This is a genomic window from Sphingobium lignivorans, from assembly GCF_014203955.1.
Taxonomy (GTDB): domain Bacteria; phylum Pseudomonadota; class Alphaproteobacteria; order Sphingomonadales; family Sphingomonadaceae; genus Sphingobium; species Sphingobium lignivorans.
Map to the genome: position 1 here is coordinate 591,548 of NZ_JACHKA010000001.1, position 24,061 is coordinate 615,608.

General features: G+C 68.4%; 23 protein-coding genes. 11 read left to right on the forward strand and 12 right to left on the reverse strand.

The window, feature by feature from the left end; genetic code table 11:
• Positions 1-2: 2 nt before the first annotated feature.
• From ftsA to HNP60_RS02805, 5 genes are all read left to right on the forward strand, one after another.
• Positions 3-1,265, forward strand: a complete 1,263-nt coding sequence (gene ftsA / locus HNP60_RS02785; protein ID WP_014074925.1) for a cell division protein FtsA — start codon at positions 3-5, stop codon at positions 1,263-1,265.
• Between the two features lie 115 nt (positions 1,266-1,380).
• Positions 1,381-2,865 (forward strand): cell division protein FtsZ, encoded by a 1,485-nt coding sequence (gene ftsZ / locus HNP60_RS02790; protein ID WP_184149950.1) that lies wholly within the window; start codon positions 1,381-1,383, stop codon positions 2,863-2,865.
• Positions 2,866-2,919: 54 nt separating this feature from the next.
• The gene (locus tag HNP60_RS02795) at positions 2,920-4,731 is read left to right on the forward strand and encodes a tetratricopeptide repeat protein (RefSeq protein WP_184149953.1); all 1,812 of its coding nucleotides are present in this window, start codon (positions 2,920-2,922) and stop codon (positions 4,729-4,731) included.
• Positions 4,728-5,888: a deoxyguanosinetriphosphate triphosphohydrolase gene (locus HNP60_RS02800; RefSeq protein ID WP_184149956.1), complete on the forward strand. Its 1,161-nt coding sequence runs from the start codon at positions 4,728-4,730 to the stop codon at positions 5,886-5,888. Before HNP60_RS02795 ends, HNP60_RS02800 begins: the two co-directional genes overlap by 4 nt.
• Positions 5,889-5,924: 36 nt before the next feature.
• Positions 5,925-6,602, forward strand: coding sequence for a DUF938 domain-containing protein (locus HNP60_RS02805; protein WP_184149959.1), 678 nt, complete (start codon positions 5,925-5,927; stop codon positions 6,600-6,602).
• Here the strand turns inward: HNP60_RS02805 and HNP60_RS02810 are convergent.
• The 8 genes from HNP60_RS02810 to HNP60_RS02845 form a co-directional block, all read right to left on the reverse strand.
• Positions 6,565-7,518 (reverse strand): DMT family transporter, encoded by a 954-nt coding sequence (locus HNP60_RS02810; protein WP_184149962.1) that lies wholly within the window; start codon positions 7,516-7,518, stop codon positions 6,565-6,567. The genes HNP60_RS02805 and HNP60_RS02810 overlap by 38 nt on opposite strands.
• Positions 7,519-7,539: 21 nt before the next feature.
• Positions 7,540-8,427, reverse strand: coding sequence for an EamA family transporter RarD (gene rarD, locus HNP60_RS02815; protein WP_420825216.1), 888 nt, complete (start codon positions 8,425-8,427; stop codon positions 7,540-7,542).
• On the reverse strand, positions 8,424-8,696 hold the full coding sequence (locus tag HNP60_RS02820) for a hypothetical protein (protein WP_420825217.1): 273 nt from the start codon (positions 8,694-8,696) through the stop codon (positions 8,424-8,426). The genes rarD and HNP60_RS02820 overlap by 4 nt, the downstream gene beginning before the upstream one ends.
• 93 nt (positions 8,697-8,789) lie before the next feature.
• Positions 8,790-9,365 (reverse strand): PEPxxWA-CTERM sorting domain-containing protein, encoded by a 576-nt coding sequence (locus HNP60_RS02825; RefSeq protein WP_184149965.1) that lies wholly within the window; start codon positions 9,363-9,365, stop codon positions 8,790-8,792.
• A gap of 136 nt (positions 9,366-9,501) precedes the next feature.
• Positions 9,502-10,785 carry a cystathionine gamma-synthase family protein gene (locus HNP60_RS02830; RefSeq protein WP_184149968.1) on the reverse strand — a complete coding sequence of 428 codons (1,284 nt, stop codon included), beginning with the start codon at positions 10,783-10,785 and terminating at the stop codon, positions 9,502-9,504.
• A gap of 101 nt (positions 10,786-10,886) precedes the next feature.
• Positions 10,887-12,170 (reverse strand): UDP-N-acetylglucosamine 1-carboxyvinyltransferase, encoded by a 1,284-nt coding sequence (gene murA / locus HNP60_RS02835; RefSeq protein ID WP_184050980.1) that lies wholly within the window; start codon positions 12,168-12,170, stop codon positions 10,887-10,889.
• 103 nt (positions 12,171-12,273) lie between these two features.
• A complete protein-coding gene (locus HNP60_RS02840; RefSeq protein WP_184149971.1) occupies positions 12,274-13,593 on the reverse strand; it encodes a M20/M25/M40 family metallo-hydrolase in 1,320 nt (439 codons plus the stop codon).
• 99 nt (positions 13,594-13,692) lie between these two features.
• Positions 13,693-14,259, reverse strand: a complete 567-nt coding sequence (locus HNP60_RS02845) for an HNH endonuclease (protein WP_014074937.1) — start codon at positions 14,257-14,259, stop codon at positions 13,693-13,695.
• 96 nt (positions 14,260-14,355) lie between these two features.
• On the opposite strand from HNP60_RS02845, the gene gluQRS reads away from it, so the two are divergent.
• The 3 genes from gluQRS to HNP60_RS02860 are packed head-to-tail and all read left to right on the forward strand — an operon-like array spanning position 14,356 to position 16,108.
• The gene (gene gluQRS, locus HNP60_RS02850; protein ID WP_184149974.1) at positions 14,356-15,240 is read left to right on the forward strand and encodes a tRNA glutamyl-Q(34) synthetase GluQRS; all 885 of its coding nucleotides are present in this window, start codon (positions 14,356-14,358) and stop codon (positions 15,238-15,240) included.
• A 32-nt stretch (positions 15,241-15,272) separates the two neighbouring features.
• Complete coding sequence (locus HNP60_RS02855; protein ID WP_184050974.1) at positions 15,273-15,509, forward strand: HIG1 domain-containing protein; 237 nt, start codon at positions 15,273-15,275, stop codon at positions 15,507-15,509.
• Between the two features lie 14 nt (positions 15,510-15,523).
• On the forward strand, positions 15,524-16,108 hold the full coding sequence (locus tag HNP60_RS02860; protein WP_184149977.1) for a cob(I)yrinic acid a,c-diamide adenosyltransferase: 585 nt from the start codon (positions 15,524-15,526) through the stop codon (positions 16,106-16,108).
• A 26-nt stretch (positions 16,109-16,134) separates the two neighbouring features.
• On the opposite strand, the gene HNP60_RS02865 is transcribed toward HNP60_RS02860, so the two are convergent.
• The gene (locus HNP60_RS02865; protein ID WP_184149981.1) at positions 16,135-17,088 is read right to left on the reverse strand and encodes a hypothetical protein; all 954 of its coding nucleotides are present in this window, start codon (positions 17,086-17,088) and stop codon (positions 16,135-16,137) included.
• A 122-nt stretch (positions 17,089-17,210) separates the two neighbouring features.
• On the opposite strand from HNP60_RS02865, the gene HNP60_RS02870 reads away from it, so the two are divergent.
• Both HNP60_RS02870 and HNP60_RS02875 read left to right on the forward strand, forming a co-directional pair.
• The gene (locus tag HNP60_RS02870) at positions 17,211-18,476 is read left to right on the forward strand and encodes a glutamate-5-semialdehyde dehydrogenase (protein WP_184149984.1); all 1,266 of its coding nucleotides are present in this window, start codon (positions 17,211-17,213) and stop codon (positions 18,474-18,476) included.
• Positions 18,473-19,048 (forward strand): hypothetical protein, encoded by a 576-nt coding sequence (locus HNP60_RS02875; protein WP_184149987.1) that lies wholly within the window; start codon positions 18,473-18,475, stop codon positions 19,046-19,048. Before HNP60_RS02870 ends, HNP60_RS02875 begins: the two co-directional genes overlap by 4 nt.
• A gap of 594 nt (positions 19,049-19,642) precedes the next feature.
• Here HNP60_RS02875 and HNP60_RS02880 read toward each other — a convergent pair.
• From HNP60_RS02880 to HNP60_RS02890, 3 genes are all read right to left on the reverse strand, one after another.
• Positions 19,643-20,359, reverse strand: a complete 717-nt coding sequence (locus tag HNP60_RS02880) for a L,D-transpeptidase family protein (RefSeq protein WP_260394617.1) — start codon at positions 20,357-20,359, stop codon at positions 19,643-19,645.
• A 93-nt stretch (positions 20,360-20,452) separates the two neighbouring features.
• Positions 20,453-20,968 carry a DUF2721 domain-containing protein gene (locus HNP60_RS02885; RefSeq protein WP_184149993.1) on the reverse strand — a complete coding sequence of 172 codons (516 nt, stop codon included), beginning with the start codon at positions 20,966-20,968 and terminating at the stop codon, positions 20,453-20,455.
• Complete coding sequence (locus HNP60_RS02890; RefSeq protein WP_184149997.1) at positions 20,965-22,176, reverse strand: LL-diaminopimelate aminotransferase; 1,212 nt, start codon at positions 22,174-22,176, stop codon at positions 20,965-20,967. The genes HNP60_RS02885 and HNP60_RS02890 overlap by 4 nt, the downstream gene beginning before the upstream one ends.
• 119 nt (positions 22,177-22,295) lie before the next feature.
• Between HNP60_RS02890 and HNP60_RS02895 the strand changes: the two genes are divergently transcribed.
• Positions 22,296-24,038, forward strand: coding sequence for a PHA/PHB synthase family protein (locus HNP60_RS02895; protein ID WP_184150000.1), 1,743 nt, complete (start codon positions 22,296-22,298; stop codon positions 24,036-24,038).
• Positions 24,039-24,061: the final 23 nt, after the last annotated feature.

Below are 24,061 nucleotides of genomic sequence, written 5' to 3' on the forward strand. Positions count from 1 at the left end.
ACATGGCGGGGGGGCGCAACGACGGGCTCATCACGGCGATCGACATCGGCACTTGGAAAGTGTCGGCGCTCATCGCGCGCAAGCAGGAGAACGGCACGCTGGCCGTGCTGGGCACTGGCCAGCGGGAAAGCCGGGGCGTGCGGCGCGGTTTCGTGATCGACATGGAGCGCACCGAACTTGCCGTGCGCGAGACGGTGGAGCAGGCGGAGAAGGTCGCCGGCACCAATATCGAGAAAGTCATCCTCAGCTTCTCGGGCGGCAGTGTCGAGAGCAAGGTCGAGCCGGTGGAAATGAGCATCGGCGGCCGGCGCATCGAGCAGGCGGACATCGACACGCTTTATGACCGTGCCCGCGAGCGCATCGATCCCGAGGGCCGCGTCATCCTGCAGGCGCAGCCCACGCTCTACACCATCGACGGCATGCGCGGTGTCGCGCGCCCGCTCGGCCTTCATGCCGACCGGCTGGGCGTGGACATCCATGTCGTGCTGGCGGATGGCGCGCCGCTGCGCAATCTGGAGACCAGCGTGCGTGGCGCCTATCTGGACGTGCAGGCGATCGTCGCTGCGCCCGTCGCCACCGCCACTGCCTGCCTTTCGGACGAGGAGCGGGACCTTGGCGTCGCGCTGGTCGAGCTGGGTGCGGGCGTCACGAACATCTCGCTGCACATCGGCGGCATGCTGGTGGGGCTGCGCTCCATTCCCATGGGCGCGGCGGACATCACGGACGACATCGCCTCGGCCTTCGGCATTCGCCGCAGCCAGGCCGAGCGCATGAAATGCTTCTACGGATCGGCCATGCAGTCGCGCCGGGATTTCCGCGAGATCATCGAGATCGCACCGGCCGCGAGCAGCGGCGACCATGCCGAGGCGCGCCGGGTGACGCGGGCCGAACTGGTCGGCGTCATCTGCGAGCGGCTGGGCCGGCTCATGGGCGAGGTGGGCAAGGCCCTGGACGAGATGGGCTTCCATTCGCCGGTCGGTCGGCAGGTGGTGCTCACCGGCGGCGGCGCGGAACTGAAGGGCATCGCCGACTATGCGCAGACGGCGCTGGGCCGGGCCGTGCGCATCGGGCGACCAAAGGCGCTGGAGGCGCTGCCGGAAGCGCATCGCGGCCCCGCGTTCACGACCCTGACAGGACTGGCGTCCTATGCGCTCAAGGAGCGCGAGGACTTGCTGAACCGGCCTCTGGCGGAGCAGCGCGTGCACCGCGCGCGCGGCACCGCGATGGTGCAGCGGCTGATCGCCGCGTTGCGTGCGGGCTACTAGGGCCGGACGCAATATATTGTGGATGAATGGTTAAAAAGGACGTGAATTGGCCTCCCAACTGGTGCATGGTCCCCATGTATTGTTGGCGAGGATAGCGCCGGTAGGAGATTATTCGATGAGCATTGAGATCGGGCCGCCCCATGTGGACGAGCTGAAGCCGCGGATCACCGTGATCGGTGTCGGCGGCGCGGGCGGCAATGCGATCGCGAACATGATCGGGGCGTCGGTCGACGGGGTGGATTTCATCGTCGCCAACACCGATGCCCAGGCGCTCAATGCCTCCCCGGCGGAGCGTCGCATCCAGCTTGGCCCCCGCATCACCGAGGGGCTCGGCGCCGGATCGCGACCGGACATCGGCCGCGCGGCCGCTGAGGAAACGATCGCCGAGGTGCAGGAAGCGCTCGAGGGCGTCCATATGTGCTTCATTGCGGCGGGCATGGGCGGCGGCACCGGCACGGGCGCCGCGCCGGTCATCGCCAAGGCAGCGCGCGACAAGGGCATCCTCACGGTCGGCGTGGTCACCAAGCCGTTCACGTTCGAGGGCGCGCGCCGCATGCGCTCGGCCGAGCAGGGCATCGAGGACCTGCAGAAGCATGTCGATACGCTGATCGTCATCCCGAACCAGAATCTGTTCCTGATCGCCAATCCGAACACGACCTTCAAGGAAGCGTTCGAGATGGCCGATGAAGTGCTGCAGCAGGGCGTGCGCGGCATTACCGACCTCATGGTCATGCCCGGCCTCATCAATCTCGACTTTGCCGACGTGCGCTCCGTGATGGAGGAAATGGGCAAGGCGATGATGGGCACCGGCGAGGCCGAGGGCGATGGACGCGCGCTGCAGGCGGCGGAGAAGGCGATCGCCAATCCGCTGCTCGACGGCGTGTCGATGCGCGGCGCCAAGGGCGTCATCGTCTCCATCGTCGGCGGCGAGGACATGCGCCTCATGGAAGTGGACGAGGCCGCGAACCACATTCGCGAGCTGGTCGATCCGGACGCCAACATCATCTGGGGCTCGGCCTTCAACGAGAGCCTCAACGGCAAGATCCGCGTCTCGGTGGTCGCCACGGGCATCGATACCGAGGCCGGCGCCAGCCAGCCCAAGAGCCAGCCTTTCCGGCTCGGCGACATGGGCGGCGCCTCGCGTCCGGCGGTCGGCACGGCACCCTCCTTCGCGGCGGCCACGCCCGCGCCGGCGGCTCCCGAGCCCGAGCCTGCGACCGTGCTGGATCTCGGTTCCGTCGACGAGGATGAGGAGGAAGCCGCGCCGCCGGCCACCTTCACCGTCTCGGCACCGGAAGCGCCGGCAGGGGCAGCGCCCGCCTCCCCCCGTTTCCAGACGACGAAATTCGACGACATCACCGGTGATGACGAGCTGGTGCTGGACAGCCCCTTCGAGGATGCGCCGGCACCCGTCGTGCAGCCGCCGTCTCCGGCGCCCGCACCGGCGGCCGAGCAGCCCAAGGTGGTGGGCGGCACGTTGTTCGAGCGCATGTCGCAGCTCGCGCGCGGACAGGCCCGCCCGGCGGACGACGATGACGGCGACAATGACCGCACCGACTTTGAAGTGCCGCGTTTTCTCAATCGGCAGAACAATCAGTAATCCGGCGCGCCGGGCGCTCTCCAGCGCCCGGCCGACCGGAGAGGGTATCGCATCGTGACAAGGACGCGCTGGTTCATGGCCCTGATGCTGGCCACGACCGCGGGCGCGCAGGCCCAGACGAGCGGCGAGGTGGTGCAGGCCACGCCTCCGGCCGCGGCGGTCGAGCAGCTCAATCGCAATCTGGCGCAGCTCTCGCGCAATCCGCAGGACGTCAATGCCCTGCTCGGCGCGGGGCAGGCAGCGCTCGACCTGGGTGACATACAGGCCGCCAACGGCTTCTATGCGCGTGCCAACATGGTCAATCCGCGGCTCGGCAAGGCGAAGCTCGGGCTGGCGATCGTCCAGATCGCGCTCAAGCAGCCGGTCGAGGCGGCGATGAACTTCGATCTCGCGGCGGAGCTTGGCGAGCAGGCGCAGGGCCATCTCGCGGAGCGGGGCCTGGCTTATGACCTTACCGGCCAGCAGGAGAAGGCCCAGCGCGATTACGCAGCGGCGTTGCGCGCCAATCCGGGCGACCAGCTCGCGCGGCTGCGTCATGCCGTCTCGCTCGGCATATCCGGCCGGGTGGCTGAATCCGACAGCGAGCTGGAAAAGCAGCTTTCCGATGGCGACCGGGAAGCGTGGCGCATGCGCGCGTTCATCTACGCCATGAACGGGCGGATCGGGGAGGCGCGTCGCGTCACTCAGTCCGTCATGCCCAAGGGACTGGCCGAGGCGCTCGATCCCTATATGCAGCGCTTGCCCCTGCTCGATGCCGGGCAGAAGGCGGCTGCGGCTTATTATGGCGAGTTTCCCGCCAATGTGCTGAAGCTCGCGGCGCCGGATCCGGTGCGCGAGCGCGACGTGCAGGTCGCGGCGGCCAATGCTGAGCGCGAACGCGAGCGCGAGGCCCGGTCCTCGCGACGCAACCGATCATCGGATCGCAATGCGGGTCGGGACAGCCGCCAGCGCACGGCGAATGGGGGGCAAGCTGCGGCGAGGCCGAGCGCGAGCACACCGGCGTCTGCTGGCTGGTCAAACGCGCCCAAGGCACCGGCCGGGCAGCCCCCGGCGCCGACGACACCCCCGCCGACGCCTGCACCCACGCCTGTAGCATCGGCGCCCACATCCACGCAGCTCGCTTCCGGCGCACGGACGCCGCCGCCGTCGAGCGCGACCACGCCACCTCCGGCACCCGCGCCGCAGACTCAGGGCGCGACAGCCGCGCCGCCGCGCACGCAGGGGCCGAGCGATCCCGGCACCGCCATCGCCGCCGCCACGCCCGCGCCGCCGCCCTCCGGGCCCGCGCCGGCACCGGCTCCATCGGCCGGGGCGCCTTCACCCGGCTTCAGCCAAGCCGCCCAGCCCGTAGCCACGCCGGCGCCTTCGCTGGCCGATGCGCTTTCCGGTCTCTCGATTCCCGAGGAAGAGCGGCGGAGGGCCGCCGCCGCCGATCTGGAGGCCGTCGCGCGCATCCAGGAGCAGCGGCGCAAGGCGCAGGCCGCAGCGGACGCCAAGACGAAAGCCGAGGCCGAGGCAAAAGCCAAGGCCCGGGCCGAGGCGGAGGCCGAGAAGAAGGCCGAAGCCGAGCGCAAGGCGAAGCTCGCCGCCAATCCCTCCCGCAACTGGGTGCAGATCGCCACCGGCAAGGATGTCGACGCGCTTGCGTTCGACTTGCGCCGCATGCGCCGGACCTATGCCGACGCGATCGGCGATCAGGCCGGCTGGACGGCGCAGTGGGGCGCGACCCGGCGGCTGCTGGTCGGCCCGTTCAAGAATGTGGAGGATGCCCGCGCCGTGGTGGCGAAGATCGCCAAGTCCGGCGGGGACGCGTTCCTGTGGCAAAGCGAGGCGGGCGAGGACGTCACGAAGATCGGCGGCAAGTGACGCGGCTCGCATCCTTTGCCTGCGATCCGGCGCGCAGCCGGGGCCGGTGCCATGTCGAGCCGGGCGGCGAGGCGCGCGGCCCGCGCGACATGTTCCAGCGCGATCGTGACAGGATCATCCACTCCATCGCCTTCCGCCGCCTGCGGCACAAGACGCAGGTGTTCATCGCGCCGGACGGCGACCATTATCGCGTCCGCCTGACGCACAGCCTGGAAGTCGCACAGATCGGCCGCACCATCGCGCGCGTGCTGGGCCTCAACGAGGATCTGACCGAGGGGTTGTGCCTGGCGCATGATATCGGCCATCCCCCCTTCGGCCACAGCGGCGAGGACGCGCTTGAGGAAGCGATGGCGGCGCATGGCGGCTTCGATCACAATGCCCATTGCCTGCGCACGCTGACCACGCTGGAAAATGCCTATCCGCGCTTCCCCGGCCTCAATCTGAGCTGGGAAATGCTGGAAGGGCTCGCCAAGCATAACGGCCCCGTTACCGCGCCGAACTGGGCCATGCGGGAAGTCGATGCAGCCTTTCCGCTCGATCTGGAAAGCTGGCCGTCGCTGGAAGCGCAGGTCGCCGCGCTGGCCGACGACATCGCTTATGACAATCACGATATCGACGATGGGCTGCGCGCGGGCATCCTCTCGCTCGAGCAGATTCTGGCGGTGCCGCTGGTGCGCCGGAGCTGGGACCTCGTCACGGCCCGACATCCCGATCTCCCCGCCGAGCGGCTGATGCGGGAGCTGGTGCGCGAACAGATCGGCCTCATGGTCAATGATCTCATCGCCACCACCCGCGCCAACATCGCGGCCGCCGGGCTCGCGCAGGCCGATGTGGCGGCCGTCCGCGCGGCGGGCCATGCCATCGCCGCTTTCTCGGACGGGATGCGCGAGGAAGAGCGGGTGCTCAAGCGCTTCATGTACGCCAATCTCTATCATCACCCCAGCCAGCTGGAGGCGGCCGGCCGGGCGCGCATCATCGTGCGGGATCTGTTCGCTGCCTATCATGCCGATCCGGCGCTGATGGGAACGGCGTGGGACGCGACCTGCTCGGCCGAGGAGCCCTGGCGCAGCCGTCACATCGCCGATTATATCGCCGGGATGACCGACCGCTTCGCCGAGCGCGCCCACCGGGAGATTTTCGGTGACCGCGCGTCGTGAACCGCGCGGGCATGAGGCGGGCTGGGAGACCGGCGCATGACTGAGGATCGCGGCCTGCCGCCCGGCGCGCGGCCATGGCTCGCCGCCGAAAGCCCGGCTGCCGGCGACAAGCGTCATGCGCCCGCCACGGCGCGCAATCGCGATGCCATTGCCGAGGTGCTCGCACGGACCCTGCCGCCGCACGGCCGCGTGCTGGAAATCGCGAGCGGATCGGGCGAGCATGTCGTCCATTTCGCGCGGCTCTTCCCCGGCCTCGTCTGGCAACCGAGCGACCCCGATCCCGCGGCGCTGGCATCCATCGCCGCATGGAGCGCGGAGGCAGGCCTTGCCAATATCGCCCCGCCGCTGCGCCTCGATGCCGCCGCGCCGGAGGCATGGGGCGTCGGGCAGGCGGACGCGGCGCTGTGCATCAACATGGTGCACATCAGCCCATGGGCCGCGATGGTGGGTCTGTTCAGCGGATGCGCGTCGATCCTGCCACCGGGCGCGCCGCTGATCCTTTACGGTCCCTATCGCGAGGACGATGTGGAGACGGCGCCGTCAAACCTGGCGTTCGATGCCTCGCTGAAAGCGCGCAACCCCGAATGGGGATTGCGGGACGTGGCCGATGTCGATCGGATCGCAGCCGAATGCGGTTTCGAGCGAACGCAGCGCGTCGAAATGCCCGCGAACAATCTCAGCCTGATCTACCGGCGCGGTCCTCGTTCGGGCTGATGATGCTTGCGCGGCGGCGCACATGCTCGCGCCAGGCGATGTAGAGCCCGCTCACCGCGATGAGGGCGGCGCCTGCCCAGGTGGAGGGCGCCGGCCAGCTTGCCCAGAGCAGCCAGCCTGCCCAGGTGGCCCAGATCATCTGGCTGTAATCCATCGGGATCACGATCGAGACCGGGCCCCAGCGCAGCGCGGCGGTCATCAGCAGTTGCGCCGCGCCGCCGGTGACGCCCAGCGCCACGAACAGCGCCCAGCCGACGGGATCATGCGCCTGCCCGGCCCAGATCATGACGATGCCGAGCGGCGGCAGCGAAAGCAGCGTGAACCAGAAGACGATGACCGGCGCCTGCTCGACGCGCCCGAGATCGCGCAGCACGATAGCGACGATGGCCGTGACCAGCGCGCCGGAGAGCGCGACGATGAGGCCCAGCGACGCGAAATTGGCTGATTCCGGATGGGCCATGATGACCACGCCGACGAAGCCGAGCAGCACCGCGCCCCAGCGGTGAATGCCGGTCGGCTCCTTGAGCACGAGCGCGGACAGGATGGTGGCGAAGATCGGCATGGTGAAGCCGATGGACGTGGCTTCCGCCAGCGGCAGCAGCGCGACCGCCCCGAAATTCAGCAGCATGCCGAACAGGCCGAGCCCGGTCCGTGCGACATGCGTGCGCATCGGCGCCATCGGCACCAGCGCCAGCCCGAGGGTAGCGAAGGCCCAGCCGGCCGCCACTGGAAAGGCGAAGAGCTGGCGATAGAACAGGATCTCGCCCAGGTTCGCGCCGCGCTCCACCAGCAGCTTGCCGATGGCATAAGTGAGCGCGAGCATCATCATCGCGAGCAGCCGCAGCACGATGGCGTAGATCGGCCGGTCGCGCCTGTCCTCGCGGATATGCGGGGGCGCCCCTGGGGGCTCCGTCATGCCCTGCGTGCTCCCCGCAGGCTATCCCAGACGAACAGCGCGAGCGCCGCCCAGATCAGCAGGAAGCTGGCCCAGCGCTCGGGCGAGAGCGTCTCGCCCAGCAGCAGCACGCCGCTCAGGAACTGCAATGTCGGCGCGATATATTGCATGAGGCCGAGGGTCACCAGCGGCAGCGCGCGCGCAGCACTTGCGAAGAGGATGAGCGGCACGGATGTGACGGCACCCAGGCCGACCAGCAGCGCCGTGGTCCCGACGTCGCGGCCGAAGACGAGGCTGCCGTCCCGCGCGACCCAGGCCAGCACCGCGAGCGCGAGCGGGGCCAGCAGCAGCGTCTCCACCGCGAGACCCACCGAGGGCCGGCACCGGCGTCAGCTTGCGCACCAGCCCGTAGAGCGCGAAGCTGATGGCCAGCGAGAGGCTGATCCACAGCGTCTGGATTTCTCCCGCCGCCAGAATGGCCACGCCGACGCCCGCGAGCAGCACCGCGATGAACTGGCCGCGCTGCAGCCGCTCCTTGAGCACCAGCGTGCCGAGCAGCACATTGACGAGCGGATTGAGGAAATAGCCAAGGCTTGCGGCCACGACATGGCGCGTGTCGACGGCCCAGACATAGACCAGCCAGTTGGCGGCGATGAGCAGAGCACTGATCGCCAGTGCCGCCACGATGCGCGGCTGGCGCAGCGAATCGCGCAAGGCGGGGTAGAGCCGGTAGCCCGCCAGGACGATCGCGAGGAATGCGACCGACCAGACGATGCGGTGCGCCACCACTTCCATCGGCAAGGCGCCGTGGATCAGCTTGAAGTAGAGCGGCAGCAGGCCCCACATGCCATAAGCGCCAAGGCCGGCGAGCAGGCCGGCGCGATGGCGGGCCTGCAGCTCGGCTTCACCGAGGGGAAGCGGGGCGTTCAAAACAGGCCGCCGCCCGCCCACAGGCGCAGCATCCCGAAGGCCGCGACCGCGAGGCAGAAATTGCGTGCGCCGTTCCCGCTCGCGAACTGGCCGACAAGCGCGCCGAACAGCGCGAGCGGCACGATCAGCCAGTTGGCCCAGCCGAGGCCGGGGATGATGGCTGGAATGGCGAGGATGAGCGCGACCGCGCCGATCAGGACGGAAAGCAGCGAAACCATGCGCGCGCCATGAGCCTCGCGGCTCGTCTTGGCAAGAGCGCCGCGCCCCATGACAGGATCGCGCGGACAGGGCGCCCGCAAAAGGGCCATGCAGCAGGGGCCCAGCCCGGTGGCCGACCCCTGCTTGCCGCGATCAGATCGCGATCAGGCGAACCGGATGCGGGTCGCGCGCTGGCGGCGCATCGCGCCACCGGCGAGCGCAAAGCCGCCGATCATCATCGCCCAGGTGGCGGGCTCGGGCACCGCGCCGGCGCTGGCGACATCATAGGTCACGTCATCGATGACCCACAGATTGCCGCCCGAGCCGGTGATCACCACCTTGTCGACAAGGCCGGCATAGCCGTTGCCGATCAGGGTCGGTGCAGCGTTCAGCGACACAGCGCCCGTCGAAGAGACCAGCGACCCGCCGAAATAAAGGTCGACCGACAGCATGTTATAGCCCGCGAAATAAGCGCCGCCGAACGTGACGGGCGCGGCCCACATCATCGTGCCGGTGGGCGAAAGCGAGTCGGCATAGGCACGGAAGCTGCCGGACGCCGGGGTGTAGGGCGACTGCTCGCCTTCATAGACATACCAGCCGTTCGCGGACCAGTCGATGCCGCCATAATTGGCCGGCATCGCGCCAGTGCTGAGGCCTTCGAAATCGACCACCACGGCCTGCGATGCGGACGGCGCAACCGCGAGAGCAGCGGCGAGCAGCAGATATTTCGTCTTGAACATGATCTTTTCTCCCACGATTCGCCGCCAACAGGACCCCGTACGCGGCTCATGCTCCCTGGCCGCGCACCCACCCGGGTTGCAATCTGATTAACCCTGTATGTGCGTGCCTGATCGGGACGGGGAGCGGCGCAGCCGGTCAGGCGAGGTCCAGCGCGAGCCCCAGATCGGCGATCAGGTCGTCGGGATGCTCGATGCCGATCGACAGGCGGATGGTCGAATCCAGCACGCCGATCCGCTCGCGCACCGCAGCCGCCACGCCGCTGTGCGTGGTGGTCGCGGGATGGCTCGCGAGCGATTCCGTGCCGCCGAGGCTGACGGCCAGCTTGAAGATGCGCAGCGCGTTGAGGAAGCGGAACGCTGCGGCCTGCCCGCCCACGATGTCGAAGGAGAAGGTCGATCCCGCGCCGGTGCATTGCGCGTGGAAAGCGCGGCCGGTGGGCGAGAGCTGATCGGCGAAGGGCAGGTAATGGATGTCGCCCACCTTGGGATGATCGCGCAGGAAGGTGGCGATCCGGCCCGCATTGTCGTTGACGCGCTCCATGCGCAGCGCCAGCGTTTCCAGGCTGCGACCGAGCATCCAGCAGCTGTTGGGGTCGAGCTGGGTGCCGATGGCGCTGCGCAGCGCGCGCACCGGCCGCATCACGTCCCTCGCGCCCAGCGCCGCGCCGGCGATCAGGTCCGAATGGCCGCCGACATATTTGGTGAGCGAATAGAGCGAGATGTCCGCGCCATGTTCGATCGGCCGCTGGAAGACCGGGCCGAGCAGCGTGTTGTCGCACATGATGATCGGGCGGTGACCTTCCTGCTGCGCGGCGATCTCCTCGGCGATCTCGCGGATGAGGGCAATGCGCACCAGCCCGTTGGTGGGATTGGCCGGCGTCTCGATGAGGATGGCGGCGAGGCGACCCTTGCCGGCGGCTTCCCGTGCGGCGGCCTCGATATTCTCGCGGTCCACGCCATTGGTGAAGCCGACCGAAAGAATACCGAGCCGTGCGAGGCTGTTGCCGAGCAGCGTCTCCGTGCCGCCATAGAGAGGCTGGGAATGCAGCACCACGTCGCCGGGGCGCAGATAAGCGAGCAGGCTCGTCGTGATGGCCGACATGCCCGAGGAGAAGAGCACGCAGGCTTCCGTGCGCTCGTAGACCGCAAGGCGGTCCTCCACGATCTCGCTGTTGGGGTGATTGAAGCGGGAATAAACGAGTCCGCCTTCCTGCCCGGCCGGCGGCTCCCTGCGGCCGGACACATAATCGAAGAAGTCCTTCCCTTCCTCGGCGGACCTGAACGCGAAGGTGGAGGTGAGGAACACCGGCGGCTTCACCGCGCCTTCGGAGAGGGCGGGGTCATAGCCATAGTTCAGCATCTGGGTTTCGGGGTGCAGCGCGTGGCCGCCGATATGGGTCTTGCGGGAATTGTCGGTCATGGCGCGCTCCTGGCGGCAATGGGTTCATGTCCCGAGCATAGCCCGGGACGGCGCCGACACCATGTTATTTTATTGCGGGCGCCTGTGGCCCGGCCGGCCCGTCAGCCGTCGCTGTCGCGCTCGATGTCCGCACCGACGGCGGAGAGCTTCTCCTCCAGCCGCTCATAGCCCCGGTCGAGATGGTAGACGCGATTGACGATCGTCTCGCCCTGCGCGGCGAGGCCCGCGAGAATGAGGCTCATCGAGGCGCGCAGGTCCGTCGCCATCACCGGCGCGCCGGTGAGGCCCGGCACCCCGCGCACGACCGCCGTGCGGCCGTTCACGGTGATGTCCGCGCCCATGCGCGCCAGCTCGGGCACATGCATGTAGCGGTTCTCGAAGATCGTCTCGGTGAGCACGCTCGCGCCGTCCGCCAGCGCCAGCATCGCCATGAACTGCGCCTGCATGTCCGTTGGGAAGCCGGGGTGCGGCGCGGTGGAGAGCGTGAGGGGCTTCAGCCGCCCGTTCGCCGCCACGCGCAGGCTCCGGGCGCTTTCCTCTATGTGCACGCCTGCGTCGCGCAGGCCCTTGAGGATGGCGTGCATGTCATCGCTGCTCGCGCCGACCAGCTCCAGCTCGCCCCCGGTGATGGCGGCCGCGCAGGCATAACTGCCGGCCTCGATCCGGTCGGGCATCACCTTGTAGGTGGTGCCGTAGAGCCGCGGCTTGCCGTGGACCACGAGCCGGTCCGTGCCGATCCCCTCGATCTCGCTGCCCATCGCGACGAGCAGGCCGCACAGGTCCACGATCTCCGGCTCGCGCGCGGCATTCTCGATCACGGTCTCGCCGCTGGCGAGCGACGCGGCCATCAGCGCGTTCTCGGTGGCGCCGACCGACGGGAAGGGGAAGGAAATGAGCGCGCCGCGCAGGCCGCCGTCCGGCGCCAGCGCGCGCACATAGCCATTGGCCATCTCGATCGTCGCGCCCAGCGTCTGGAACGCCTGGAGGTGGAAGTCGATCGGCCGGTTGCCGATGGCGCAGCCGCCGGGCAGCGAGACGGTCGCTTCGCCCGCGCGCGCGAGCAGTGGCCCCAGCACCACGATGGAAGCGCGCATCTTGCGCACGATGTCATAAGGCGCGACGCTGGACGTGATGCGGTTTGCCCGCAGCGTCATCACCCGGCCGAAATCCTCCTGCCGCGAGCCCTCGACGGTGGTCGAGACGCCGAGCTGGTTGAGCAGGTGGCCGAAGCTGTCGACATCCGCCAGCCGCGGCAGGTTGCGCAGCGTCAGCGGCTCCTCGGTGAGCAGCGCGCAGGGCAGCAGCGTGAGCGCCGCATTCTTTGCGCCGGAAATGGTGATCCTGCCGGAGAGCGGCTTGCCGCCGCGAATGACGATACGGTCCATCGCGGCTTCCTAGCGTGTGCCGCGCCGAGCGCAAGTGGGGCCGGGGGCTGCGTGCCGATGCCGGGCGGATTTTCGCCCGATGCCGCGGCCCGGGCGCGGTCGCCTATCGCGCCGAGGGCTCGCGGCTCAGCCGGGACATCAGCAGCGCGGCGCGCTTGGCCTGCCGCTGGAAGCTGGGCAGGTCCACGCTTTCGCCCGGCGCATGGCTGCCCGCGCCATCCGGCCCGAGGCCGGCAAGGCCATCCACGTCCGCCGCGACGAAGCCGATGTCGCCCGCGCCCCGCCGCAGCGGGTCGAGCGCCGGCATCGCGGGAAGGCCGAGGTCGCCGTTCACGACATTGAGCCGGGTCAGCAGCGCGGTGTTGCCCTCGGTCGGCGCCATCGGCGGATAGCCTTCCTTGAAGCTGATCGTGGCCTGCGCGCCGGGGCCGTGCGCCGCGACGATCTGCTCGATCTTCTGGCGCACCCGCGCCGCCTGCTCGGGCGTGAGCGCGCGATAATCGCCGGTGGCGACCGCTTGGGCCGGAATGATGTTGGTCTTGCCGCTGGCGCTCACCGAAGCGTCGTTCGTCGCCAGCTCCGCCTGTGCGCCCCCGGCGACGAGGCCGATGTTGAAGGTGAGGTTGGGCTCGGGCAGCTCCTTGCGCATGGTGCTGATGATGCGCGCGACTTCGTAGATCGCGCCATCGCCCACCTGGCCGAAGATACCGCTGGAGTGCCCCGATTTCGCCGTCACGCGGATGGTGTAGCTGGTCGAGGAGCGCCGCGCGATCGAGCCATAGTCCTGCCCGTCGATGGTCACCAGTCCCTCGAAGTCGAGCGCGGCGTCGGCGCGCTTGCCTGCCGCGATCAGGTCCGCACGGGCAGCGTCGATGGGCTCGCCCACCGATTCCTCGTCGCCGGTCAGCACCACTTCGATGTTGGCGTCGCGCAGCGTGCCCGCGTCTTTCATGGCCTTGAGCGCCATCAGCATCACGACCACGCCGCCCTTGTCGTCGCCGATGCCGGGGCCGGTCGCCGTGTCGCCCTTGCGCTCGAACCTCTGGAACGGGGAGCTTTCCTCGAACACCGTGTCGAGATGGCCGATCAGCAGCAGCCGCTTGGTGCCCGGCTTGCCACTGTGCGTCGCGATGATGTGCCCGGCCCGGCCCGTCGCGTCCATCGGTTTCCATGTGACGGTGAAGCCGAGCGTCTCCAGCTCCGGCCGCACCATTTCGGCGACCTTGATGACGCCCGGGATGTTGCGGGTGCCCGAGTTCTGGTTGACCATCCGCTCCAGCAGCGCGATCGCCTCTTCCTGCTGCGCTTCAACGCTGCGGACCATGCGCTGCTCGGCGGCGCTGAGCTTCGCCGCTGCGGGGCTGGCGGCGAGCGCGAGGAGGGGAAGGGCGAGCAGGCGCGCGGCGCGGGGGATGTGGATCATGGCGCGCACGATAGGCGAAGTGCGGCGGGCTTTTCCAGCCCTCGCGGATCGGCCTCGCGCAATGCCGCCGCGCCGTCTCTCCGGCCGGAGTCGGAAGCCTCAGGCCAGCAGCTCGACATCCCAGTAGAGCCAGTCATGCCAGCTGTCGTGCAGATGGTTGGGCGGGAAGGCGCGGCCATGATCCTGGAGCTGCCAGCTCGTCGGGCGGATCGGCTGCTCGCGCAGCGCCATGTTGGCCTCGCGCGGGGTGCGGCCGCCCTTGCGCAGGTTGCAGGGCGAGCAGGCGGTGGCCACATTCTCCCATGTCGTGCGTCCGCCGGCGCGGCGCGGCACCACATGGTCGAAGGTCAGGTCGCTGGTCGCGCCGCAATAGAGGCAGGAGAAGCGATCGCGCAGGAAGAGGTTGAAGCGGGTGAAGGCGGGATATTCGCTCGGCCGCACATATTGCTTGAGCGCGATCACCGAGGGAATGCGCATCTGGAAGCTGGGCGAGTGGACTTCCCGGTCGTAGCTGGAGACGATGTCCACCCGATCCAAAAAAACCGCCTTGATGGCGGTTTGCCAGGGCCAGAGGCTCAGCGGGTAATAGGAAAGCGGGGTATAGTCGGCATTGAGGACCAGTGCCGGACAGTTTTCTGGATGGCGTATTCGATCGGGATGATACATGCGCGCTCGTGCCCCTTTCGTTGCGCCGCGATCCATCGTTGAGAACCGTGACGTCCTCATGACAGCAGAGATGATGACTCCTCGTCAAGAGCTAGTATGACCCGGGTAGACGCTCCACGACATCTGGTGACGCGCTTCGCGCCCAGCCCGACCGGCCGGCTCCATATAGGGCATGGCTGGTCCGCCCTGCAGGCCCATGATCTCGCGCGGGAAAGTGGCGGCACCTTCCTCCTGCGCATCGAGGACACGGACGTGACCCGCTGTCGCCCGGAATTCACCCGGGCCATCCTGGAGGATCTGCGCTGGCTCGGCATCGGCTGGGACGGGCTCATGATCCAGTCGACGCGCTTTCCGGCCTATGAGGCGGCGCTGGAGGCGCTGAAAGGGCAAGGCGTCGCTTATCCCTGCTTCTGCACGCGCGGCGACATCGCCCGCGAGCTGGCGGCGAGCCTTCATGCGCCGCACGGGGCGGACGGGCCGCTCTATCCGGGGACATGCCGTGGCCTTGATCCCGCGACGCGCGCGGAACGGATCGCGCGGGGCGATCCCCATAGCTGGCGGCTGGACATGGGCGCGGCGCTTGCCCGCACCGGACCGCTTAGCTGGCACGATGCGCAGGCGGGGGACGTGCCGGTCGATCCCGGCGCGCTGGGCGATCTCATCCTCAAGGGGCGCGACCGCCCGGCCAGCTACCATCTCGCGGTGGTGGTGGACGACGCGGCACAAGGCGTGACGGACGCGGTGCGCGGGCGTGACGTGTTCGCCTCGACTCACGCCCATCGCACCCTGCAGGCGCTGCTCGGCCTGCCCGTGCCCCTGTACCGCCATCATGCTCTGGTGGTGGATGCCGAGGGCAAGCGCCTCGCCAAGCGCAGCGACGGGCTGGCCCTTGCCGATCTGCGGGCGGCGGGCGTGGACGGACTGATGCTGGCGGACGATCTGCGGGCAGGGCGGTTTCCGGTTGGAATATTCCTCCGCTGAACCTACATCGCTCCAAACGGAGTCTTATCCCGATGGGCAATGTCGTTCTCGTAATCCTCATCATCCTCGCGGCGCTCGGCGCGGTGGCTTATCTCGTGCGTGGCGTGGTCACGTTCCTGAAGACGACGGAAGCCGATCTTCGGAATGACGGCACCGGCCCCAGCCAGTCGAGCCTCAAGCAGAACCGGATGATGATGGGCCGCGTCACCATGCAGGCGGCGGCGATCCTTCTGGTCGCGCTGCTGCTGCTGTTCAACGGCAGCAAATAACCGGCTGAACAGTCTTGGTCCGCCTCAATCGCATTTACACGCGGACGGGCGATGACGGGACGACCGGGCTGGTCGACGGCACGCGCGTGGCCAAGGACGATCCGCGCATGGCCGCGATCGGCGAGGTTGACGAGCTGAACAGCGCGCTCGGTCTGGCCATCGCCGCCATGGCGGGCGAGCCGTCGGCGGCAAGTCTCCTCCAGGGCATCCAGAACGATCTCTTCGATCTCGGCGCCGATCTTGCGACCCCGGGCGAGGACTTCACGCCTTCGGAGATGGTGCTGCGCATCGTCCCGGCCCAGGTCGAGCGGCTCGAGCAGGCTATCGACCGGCTCAACGATCCCATTCCGCCCCTGCGCAGCTTCATCCTGCCCGGCGGCAGCGAGGGCGCCGCCCGCGTGCATCTCGCCCGGGCCATCGCCCGGCGCGCCGAACGGGCCGTGCTGACGGCGAGCCGGGCCGTGGCGATCAACCCGGCCGCGCTCTCTTATCTCAACCGACTCTCCGATCTGCTGTTCGTCCTCGCGCGCGCGCTCAATGACAATGGCGCCGGGGATATCCTCTGGGTGCCGGGCGCCAGCCGTGCGGCGCAGCCCTAAGGCGCAGGACCGGGGCCGCAGCCCGATCAGGCGTTCCCGCACCGCACCCGGCGACTGTCGGCAATGTCCAGCGATTGCCCGTCCGCGCCGAGTGCGAGCGTCAGCGTCCTCGTCCACTGCTCGCCTTCGCCCGTGAAATCCGCCGTGATCCGGACGCTGTCCGGCGAGAGCGCCTGCGCGCTGCGCACCATGCCGCTGCTTTCGTGAAAGGAGAGGCGGTCGGCGGCGATTGCCAGCCGGCTTTCGTCACCAGCCCGGCCGCAGGCCTCGCGTGATGCCGCCCAGCGCCCCTGGAACGCAACCGGTATCCGCGCCGCCGTGGTGTCTGCGCCGGCCGGAACGACCCTGACCGTGCCGCGCGGCCGCAGGTCCGAGTCGCCGATGAGCCAGGGCCTTTCCCCCGGCTCGCCTTTCTGGCCATCGGGATTGCGCACCAGTGTCATCGTGCCGATCAGGTTGAACGGCGCGCCGTTCTCGCGCAGGCGGCCATAGGCCTGCACCGGCACGCGCGCCGTCACGGTGCCGCCGGTCTGCGGCCGCCCGACGAGCACATGGAACTCCGAATATTTCCGGTAGCTGTCGGCGAAGTCGGCCTCGGTCATGCCGCTCTGCCGGCCGTCCTCGCTCCACAGGCGATAGGCATCGCCATAGCGGCCTTCGCCGATCGCGAGGCCCCAGAGTTCGATCGTCGCGCCTGACGCCTCGACGCTGGCGGGATTGCGCGCGGCGCTTTCGTTGAGCGGCGTGCGGTCGTCCGGGAGGCCGCCCTCCTCGCCCGGCGCGGGCGGGACGAGCATTCCTCCGGCCGCGCCCGCGCTGTTGCCGGCGGCTCCGGGCCCGGCGACGTCGGTCGCATTCGCCGCGTTCGGGGTCATGCCATTCTCGGCCATGTCGTTCGCGGGGTCCTGCTGCGGCGATCCGCAGCCTGCTAACAGCGTCGCCAGCATCAGCGGTGCCAGACCGAAAGATTTCAACGGCATGTTGCTGTCCTCCTCATTGCGCAATCGGGAACGTCCGGCCCGGTCGCCGGTTGCAGCCATTTGCGTGCTTCCCCGGCCATGCTATGGGGATCGCCCCCCGCCGCCGGAGCGCCGAACCAGCAATGAACGATCTCACGCAAACGCCGGAAATGCTCATTGCCACCATGGGCGCGCGCGCACGCCGCGCTGCGACGGAGATGGCGATGGTGCCAAGCGCGCGCAAGGCCGAAGCGCTGCTCGCCGCGTCCGCTTCCCTTCGCGAGTCCGCCGCCAGGATCATTCTCGCCAATCGCGCGGACATGGAGCGCGGCGCTGCCAACGGGCTTTCCTCCGCCATGCTGGATCGGCTGCGGCTGGATGAAGCGCGTATTGCCGCCATCGCCGATGCCGTGGCCAATGTAGCGGCGCTGGACGATCCGGTCGGGCAGGTGATCGACGAGGCTGTGCGGCCCAATGGCCTGCGCCTCCAGCGCGTGCGGGTGCCGCTCGGCGTCATCGGGATCATCTACGAGAGCCGGCCCAATGTGACGGCGGACGCCGCCGCGCTCTGCCTGCGCTCGGGCAACGCGGTGATCCTTCGCGGCGGCTCCGAAGCGCTGGAAAGCAATCGCGCGATCCACGCCGCGATGGTCAGGGGCATCACACAGGCGGGGCTCCCCGCCGAAGCGGTCCAGATCGTGCCGACCAGCGACCGCGCGGTGGTGGGCGCCATGCTGCGCGCCGTCGGCCTGATCGACATCATCGTGCCGCGCGGCGGCAAGAGCCTGGTAGCGCGCGTGCAGGATGAGGCGCGCGTCCCCGTGCTCGCGCATCTGGACGGCATCTGCCACACTTATGTCCATGCCGCTGCCGATCCGGTCATGGCGCGCGAGATCGTGGTCAATGCCAAGATGCGCCGCACCGGCATCTGCGGCGCGATGGAGACATTGCTGATCGACCGCGCCTATCCCGAGCCGGAAGCCCTCGTGCAGGCGCTGCTCGACGCGCGCTGCGACGTGCGCGGCGACGAGGGCGTGCGCAAGCTCGACGATCGCGTCGAGCCCGCCCAGCCGGGGGACTGGGATACCGAATATCTCGACGCCGTCGTCGCTGCCCGCTTCGTGAGCGGGATGGACGAGGCGCTGGCCCATATCGCGGCGCATGGCAGCCACCATACAGATGCGATCGTGACCGGGGACCCGGCCGTCGCGGAGGATTTCCTCAACCAGTGCGACAGTGCGATCGTCATGTGGAATGCGTCCACCCAGTTCGCCGATGGCGGCGAGTTCGGCCTGGGCGCCGAGATCGGCATCTCGACCGGTCGGCTGCATGCGCGCGGGCCCGTCGCGCTGGAAGGGCTGACCACCTACAAATGGGTCGTGCGCGGCAACGGGCAGATCCGGCCATGAGCGGCGCGCGGTCCGTGATGCCGTCCCTGAAGCCGTCGCTGCGCCGCCTCGGCATGCTGGCTGCGCTCGGCTGGCTGGCAGGATGCCAGGCCGTGCCGCCGCTACGCACCGAGCCTGCTCCGCGCCCCGCGCCGCCGCCACCGCCCGCACCGGCTCCAGCGCCGCAGGCGCCGGCCGTGCCCTGGGATGTCGCGCCGGTCGAGCCGGGCGACTGGTCCTATCGCGCGGAGGGGCGTGACAGCCTCGCCCTGTTCGCGCAGGCCGGCGCGCCGCCGCGCGTGGCGTTCGTCTGCCGGGCAGGCACCCGCGAGGTGGCGATGCGGCTGCTTTCCCTGGACGGGTCCGCGAGGCAGGTGGTGATCCGCACCAGCTACGGCGCCCTGCAATGGCCCGCGCTTGCCGCGACCGACGGGACGCGGCTGGTGACCATCACCCGGCCGGCCAGAGATCAGGGCTTCGACTGGATCGCTTATTCGCGCGGCCGCATCGGCATCGAGGCGGCGGGAGAATCGCTGCTCGTCATCCCGGTGGGAGCGGAAATTGCGCGCGTTGTAGAGGACTGCCGGAACTGAGGTTTTCCGGCGGTTTCTGCCCGGATCGGCGGACGCATGATTATGATTCGAAAAAAGATAAATACAAGTCTTGTTCGCACGTGCGTTATGAATCACATCTATGCTCATCGCAGGGCAAAGGCTTCCAGCCGCAACCTCGCGAAATGGTTTTAACGCAAGCGAAAGGAGGTGATCCGATGTCTCATGGTTCAGCAATGGGGTCGGTCAAGTCCGTTCGGGGAGCCTGCCGCTAAGGCATTGGCGGCGGGTCGCGCGAGGATCCTGACAAGGGATCGGAACGCGGCGTAAATCCCCGGGTGGCGGCACTTCCGGCCGCTGACCATGTATGATGGGCCGCTCGGCGCCTCCAGAAGCAGGAGGTTCCGGCGGCCCCTCTCATTTGGGGGATATGATGCGAGGAACGGCGCGAACGCTGCTCGGCATGGCCTGTGCGCTCTGCATCGCGAGCGCGCCGGCGACAGCGCAGGAGGCGGGCTGGTCCGCGGCGCCATGGCTTGAGGATCTGGCGGCCATCCGCGCGGCGCTCCCGACGTGGGCTGAGAGCGGAAAACTTTCGCGGATCTCGGCAGGCGCGCCGAGCCGTGAGGCCCCCGCTCAGTTGCTGTGCAGGGCGGCCTGCGTCATCTGCGCGCCCTGCGGCACGGCCATCATCTTGCCGGAGGTGACGATCACGCGCGTGCCGAGCTTCGCCTCGGCGAAGACCAGCTTGGCGAAGGCGAGCGGCACGCCGATGCAGCCATGGGTGGCATTGCCCCAGGCCACTTCGCTGGCGTGGATCGCGACCCCGTCATTGGTGAGGCGCATCATATAGGGCATGGGCGCGCCATAGAGGTTGGACACATGGTCCACTTTCTTCTGCGTGATGGGGAAAGTGCCGAGCGGGGTGGGCTTGTCGTCCGCGCCGTAGAGGATGACGGCGGCGCCGATCTGGTAGCCCGCGCGGAACACCGCGATCGTCTGCGCCTGCAGGTCCACCGTGATGATGACTTCGCCCGGCGGCACGCCTTCCTCGTCCCACACATAGTCGCCATGGCGGAACGGCCTCTTGACCTCCAGCACGCGCTTGAGCTGCATGGCATCGTCGGCCTCGAAGGATGCGGGATGCGCCTCGGCGGCCGGGACCGGCTGTGCGGGCGCGCTCTCCGGCGCTTCCGGCTGCACGGCCGGTGCCGCTGGTGCAGGCGCTTCCCGGGCCGTGTCGGCGCGCGCGAAATGCATCGGGGCGAGGCTGGTCGTCAGCACGCCGGCCGCCAGCAGGCCGGCCAGGGCGAGGCCGGTGCGGATCATCCTGCGTTGCGTGGTCGCTTTCATGGCGCGGGTCCTGCGCCCATTCGGGGCCGGTGCGCAATGTGCCATTTCCGGCCGTTTCCCGATGGGACAGCTGCGCACGGATATCTTAACGGGTTAACGCGGGACCTTGTCGTCCTCCGCCGCGCCATTCTCCTCCTCGGCCTGATGGTAGAGGATCTCGTTGCGGATGTGGATAACCTGCGATCCCAGCCGCGTCTCGACGATGAAGATCGCGAATGCGCTGGCGATGGAGATCATCGATCCCATGAACAGCAGCGCGATCAGCGTGCCCAGATTGGCCATGACGAGATTGGACGCGAACAGCAGGATGACCACCGCGCTGATCAGCAGGGCGGCCAGCACGGACAGGAAGATGGCGGTATTCACTACCGATATCCGCCGGTCGAGGATGCGGATTTCCTGGATCAGCCGGTCATGCTCGGCCCCGGTCGACTGGGGCACGAGCTTCTCGACCACCCGCGCCCGGTCGATGACGCGGGCGAGGCGACTGGCGCAGACATTGAGGAAGCCGCCGATGCCTGCGAGCAGGAACACCGGCGCCACCGCAAGCTGGATGACATGCGTGACTTCGCTGACCTCGGGATAGCTCAGCGCCGGGATGGCACTCATCCGGTCGCCTTGGTGCCGGGCACGTTCACGCCCATCGACTGGAGGTAGCGCTTCACGTTGCGCGCCGCCTGGCGCAGCCGCTGCTCGTTCTCCACCATCGCGATGCGGACATAGCCCTCGCCGTCCTCGCCATAGCCGACGCCGGGCGCCACCGCGACCTTCGCCTCGGTGAGCAGCTGCTTGGAGAATTCGAGGCTCCCCATCTCGCGCAGGGCGGGCGGCAGCGGGGCCCATGCGAACATGGAGGCGCGCGGCGAGGGAATGTCCCATCCCGCGCGGGCGAAGCTCTCGACCATCACGTCGCGGCGCTTCTGGTAGAGCTGGCGGTTCTTCTCCACGATGTCCTGCGGCCCGTTGAGCGCGGCGCAGGCAGCGGCCTGGATGGGCGTGAAGGCGCCGTAATCCAAATAGGACTTCACCCGCGTGAGCGCCGCGATCAGCGTCTTGTTGCCGACCGCGAAGCCCATGCGCCAGCCGGCCATGGAATAGGTCTTGGACATGGACGTGAATTCGATGGCGATGTCCTTGGCGCCCGGCACCTGCAGGATGGAGGGCGTCGGGTTGCCGTCATAATAGAGCTCGGAATAAGCGAGGTCGGAGATCAGCCAGACCTGGTTTTCCTTCGCCCATGCGACGAGCCGCTCGTAGAAAGCGAGGTCCACCGTCTCCGCCGTCGGGTTCGACGGATAGTTGACGATGAGGATGCTGGGGCGCGGCACGGTGAAGTGCATCGCGCGCTCCAGCGCCCGGAAATAATTCTCGTCCGGCGTGGTGGGCACCGAGCGGATCGTGGCCCCGGCGATGATGAAGCCGAAGGTGTGGATCGGGTAGGAGGGGTTGGGCGCCAGCACCACGTCGCCCGGCGCGGTGATCGCCGTCGCGAGGCTGGAGAGCCCTTCCTTAGAGCCCATGGTCACGACTACTTCGCCCTCGGGATCGACGTCCACGCCGAAGCGCCGGGCATAATAATTGGCCTGCGCCTTGCGCAGCCCGGGAATGCCCTTGGACTGCGAATAGCCGTGAGCGTTTGGTTTCTGCGCCACTTCGACCAGCTTGTCGATGACATGGGCGGGCGGCGGCAGGTCGGGATTGCCCATGCCCAGATCGATGATGTCCTCGCCTGCCGCGCGCGCCGCGGCCCGCATCGCATTCACTTCGGCGATGACATATGGCGGCAGGCGCTTGATGCGGTAGAACTCGTCGGACATTGTGAAGTCGGTCTCCGTGGATGGAACGGGCCGGGCGATCCTGTCTTGGGACTGCCGGGCCACTCGTCCATATAGCCTGCGCAGCAACCACGTGCCACCAAAACCGAAGAGGTGCCCTGATGGAACAGCAGACGATCGATGCGCCGGGTCTGGCCCAGATGCAGCACTGGACCCGCGTGATCGGCCTGGCGCAGCAGCGCATCCTCGAGCGCAGTGCCGATCTGGTCGAGCGGGCCATGCGTTTCCGCAGCCTGGAAGCGCATCCCAATCTGGAGAAGATCGCCGAGATCCAGGCGCAGATGGCGAACCGCAGCATGGCGCTCTGGGAGCAGTTCCTGGCGCGCGCCGGCGGATCGGAGGGCGGCGAGGGCGAGGCGCCTTCGCAGGCCGATCTCGATCGCCGCTTCGCCGATCCGCGCTGGCGCGACAATCCGGTGTTCGATCTCATCCGCCAGATCTATCTGCTCGCGTCGGAATTCCTTCTCCAGCTTGCCGAGAATGTCGACGGGCTGGACAGCCGCGAGAAGGAGAAGCTGCGCTTCGTGACGCAGCGCTTCGTGGAAGCCTCGAGCCCGAGCAATTTCCCCTTCACCAATCCTCTGGTGATCGAGCGGACGATCGAGACGCGCGGGGAGAACCTGCTTACCGGGCTTGAGCATCTGCTGGCCGACATCGATCGCGGCCAGCTCACGCATACGGACGGCTCGGCCTTCGAGCTCGGCCGCAACATCGCCACGACGCCGGGCAAGGTGGTGCACGAGACGCCGCTTTACCAGCTCATCCAATATGCGCCCGCCACGCCGGACGTGATGGCGACGCCGCTGCTCATCTTCCCGCCGTGGATCAACCGCTTCTACATTCTCGATCTCAATCCGCAGAAGAGCTTCGTCAAATGGGCGGTGGATCAGGGGCTCACCGTGTTCATGGTGAGCTGGAAGTCGGCCGATGCCGGCATGGCCGATGTCGGCCTCGATGATTATGTGCTGCGGGGGCAGGTCGACGCCATTGATGTCGTGCGGAGCCTGCTCGGCGTGCCGGCTGTCCATGCCGTGGGCTATTGCGTGGCGGGCACAGTGCTCTCTGCCACGCTGGCCCTGCTCGCCGCGCGGGGCGAGGCGGACAAGGTGGCGAGCGCGACGTTCTTCACCACGCAGGTCGATTTCTCGCAGGCGGGCGATCTCAACCTGTTCGTGGACGATGAGCAGATCGCGCTGATCGAGAGCCTCGTCACGGAGGGTTTTCTGGACGGGCGCTATCTTGCCGCCACCTTCAATCTGCTGCGCGGGCAGGACCTGATCTGGAACTATGTCGTCAACAACTACCTGCTCGGCAACGACTATCCGCAGTTCGACCTGCTGTACTGGAATGGCGACACCACCAATCTTCCCGCCCGGTGGCATCGCGCTTATCTGACGGACTTCTACCGGGACAACCGGCTCGTGCAGCCGGGCGGTCTGGTCGTGGACGGTACGCCGATCGACCTCAGCCGTGTCGAGACGCCCAGCTATGTGCAGGCGGGCATCGAGGACCATATCGCGCCGGCCTGCTCCGTCTGGAAGATCATGGATCATTTCACCGGCCCCCGGCGCTTCGTTCTGGCCGGCTCGGGGCATATCGCCGGGGTGGTCAATCCGCCCGCCGCGGGGAAGTATCAGTACTGGACCAGCGAGGCGGCCCATGGCGATTTCGACGCCTTCCGCGCGCATGCGAAGGAGACGCGGGGAAGCTGGTGGCCGGACTGGATCGCGTGGCTGAAAGGCCTCGATCCCACCCGCGTCGCGGCGAGCGGCGCCCGTATTCCCGGGGAGGGCGCGTTGCCCGCGATCGAGGACGCGCCGGGGCGTTACGTCCGCCAGCGCTGAGGGCATGCGCGCGGCACCTGACG